Source organism: Cellulomonas rhizosphaerae, from assembly GCF_003470205.1.
GTDB classification, from domain to species: domain Bacteria; phylum Actinomycetota; class Actinomycetes; order Actinomycetales; family Cellulomonadaceae; genus Cellulomonas; species Cellulomonas rhizosphaerae.
Genome location: NZ_QWKP01000032.1, coordinates 1 through 2,730, shown reverse-complemented (window position 1 = coordinate 2,730; position 2,730 = coordinate 1). Strand labels below are relative to the sequence as shown.

The following is a 2,730-nucleotide window of genomic DNA, read 5'->3' as shown; positions in this document are numbered from 1 at the left end:
GGCCTTGTCCATTCGGGCGAGCGCCTGGCGCTCGGTGCGGTCCGCATTGATGACCGCGCGCATCCCGAACCAGAACAGCAGGCCCACGCCGATCGACGGAAGCAATGCGGCGAGTGCCGGTCCCCATCCACCCATGGCGCTCAGCCCTGCGGCTTCACGAGCGGGAAAAGGATGGTGTCGCGAATTCCGCGGCCCGTGAGCGCGATGAGCAGGCGGTCGATCCCCATGCCCATCCCGCCCGACGGTGGCATCGCGAACTCCATCGCGGTGAGGAAGTCCTCGTCGATCCGCATGGCCTCGTCGTCGCCCCGCGCGGCCAGCGCCGCCTGCGCCTCGAAGCGCTCGCGCTGGATGACCGGGTCCACGAGCTCGGAGTAGGCCGTGGCGAGCTCCATGCCGCGCACGTACAGGTCCCACTTCTCGACCAGGCCACGCTTGGTGCGGTGGTCGCGCGTGAGCGGCGAGGTCTCGACGGGGAAGTCGACGACGAACGTGGGTGCCACGAGGCCGTTGCCCACGTGGTGCTCCCAGAGCTCCTCGATCATCTTGCCGTGGTTGCGCTGCGCGGGCGCGAGCTCGATCTCGGCCTTCTCGAGAAGTCGCAGCAATACGTCGTCCGGGGTGTCGTGCGTGATCTCGTCGCCAATTGCCTCGCCCAACGAGTCATACATCGGCAGGCGGGTCCACTCGCCACCCAGGTCGTATTCCGAGCCGTCCGCGAGCGTGACGACCGTGGAACCGAAGGCGTCGTTCGCGGCGGTCTGCACCAGGTCCTGCGTGAGCTCGGCCATCGTGTCGTAATCGCCGTAGGCCTCGTACGCCTCGAGCATCGCGAACTCGGGCGAGTGCGTCGCATCGACGCCCTCGTTCCGGAAGTTGCGGTTGATCTCGAACACGCGCTCCACGCCGCCGACGGCCGCGCGCTTCAGGAAAAGCTCTGGGGCAATTCTCAGGAAGAGCGGGATGTCGAATGCATTCATGTGCGTCTCGAACTGGCGCGCGGCCGCGCCCTCGGGACGCACCTGCAGCATTGGGGTCTCGACCTCGATGAAGCTGCGCCGGTGGAGGTTCTCGCGCACCGAGCGCAGGACGGCGGCGCGCTGGCGCACCATGTCGCGCGAGCGCTGGCTCACGACGAGGTCCACATACCGCTGCCGGACGCGGGCCTCCTCCGACAGCTCGGTGCCCTCGTAGAGGTTGGGCAGCGGCCGGATCGCCTTGGCCGCGAGCTGCCAGGCGTCGGCGAACACCGAGAGCTCGCCGCGGCGCGAGGCGATGACCTTGCCGTGCACGAACAGGTGGTCGCCGAGGTCGATGTCGGCCTTGAACGCGGCGAGCCGCTCCTCGCCCACCGCGGCCAGGCTGAGCATCGCCTGCAGGCGGTTGCCCTCGCCGTCCTGCAGCGTCGCGAAGCAGAGCTTGCCGGTGTTGCGCAGGAACACGACGCGACCGGCCACGCCGACCTCGTCGTCCGTCTCCGTGCCCGCCTCGAGGTCCGGGTGCTCGGCTCGGACCTGGGCGATCGTGTGGGTGCGCGGGACGGACACCGGGTAGGCCTCGGTGCCCTCCGCGAGGAGCCGCGTGCGCTTGTCGCGGCGGATGCGGATCTGCTCCGGGGTGTCGTCGGCCAGATCCTGGGGTGCGTCGCTCACCGGGCGATCCTACCGAGGCCGTCTGGGCATACCCGCCGTCGGGGGTGTCGGTCCGGTCACGCGGTCAGGTCGAGCGCGAGGTCGAGGATCGGCGAGGAGTGGGTCAGTCCGCCGACCGACAGGTAGTCGACCCCCGTCGTCGCGACCTCGCGCGCACGGTCGAGCGTGAGGTTGCCCGTGGCCTCCAGCTCGATGCGGCCGCCCGTGGCCTCGCCCGCGCGGACCGCGGCGACGACCTCCGCCAGCAGCGGCGTGGGCATGTTGTCGAGCAGGAGGAACGTCGCGCCGGCGGCGATCGCCTCGAGCGCTTGGTCGGCCGTGTCGGCCTCGACCTGGATCGCGACGTCGGGGAACCGTGCGCGCACGGCCTCGACCGCCGCGGTCACGGAGCCGGCCGCCGCGACGTGGTTGTCCTTGACCATCGCCACGTCGTACAGGCCCATGCGCTTGTTGGTCCCGCCGCCGCAGCGCACCGCGTACTTCTCGAGCGCGCGCAGGCCCGGCGTGGTCTTGCGGGTGTCGAGCACCAGTGCACCCGTGCCCGCGAGCGCGTCGGCCCAGCGGCGGGTGTGAGTCGCGACGCCCGAGGCGCGCGAGGCCAGGTTGAGCAGGGTGCGCTCCGCGACGAGCAGCACCTGGACCGGGCCGACCAGCCGAGCCAGGACGTCCCCGCGGGCCACGCGCGTGCCGTCGGGGACGACGACCTCCACGCTCGCGCGACCCAGGCCGAGCCGGTCGGCGACGGCGTCGAGCACGACCGGGACGACGACGAGGCCGGCGACCACGCCGTCGGCGCGCGCGACGAGGTCCGCGCTCCCCTGCTCGTCGGCCGGGATCGTCGACTGCGACGTGACGTCGCGACCCGGCTCGGGGCCGAGGTCCTCGTCGAGCGCGGCCGCCACCACCCGGGCGATGGCCGCAGGGTCGGGACCGGGATCGCCGGGCAACCCGGCCGCCACCTCACGCACGTCCCCCACGCTACTGCCCAGCCACCGCGCCCCCACCCGCCCCGCCGCCGCCCCCACCCGCCGCCCGCTCCGCGCCGAGCGCGCGTGCTGCGGACCGAGCGCGCATGGCG

General features: G+C 72.2%; 2 protein-coding genes. Both read right to left on the bottom strand.

Features of this window, described 5'->3' with window-relative positions:
• Positions 1-140: 140 nt before the first annotated feature.
• On the bottom strand, positions 141-1,652 hold the full coding sequence (lysS, locus tag D1825_RS00385; RefSeq protein WP_118765574.1) for a lysine--tRNA ligase: 1,512 nt from the start codon (positions 1,650-1,652) through the stop codon (positions 141-143).
• A gap of 56 nt (positions 1,653-1,708) precedes the next feature.
• On the bottom strand, positions 1,709-2,611 hold the full coding sequence (nadC, locus tag D1825_RS00380) for a carboxylating nicotinate-nucleotide diphosphorylase (protein ID WP_407643285.1): 903 nt from the start codon (positions 2,609-2,611) through the stop codon (positions 1,709-1,711).
• Positions 2,612-2,730 lie beyond the last annotated feature (119 nt).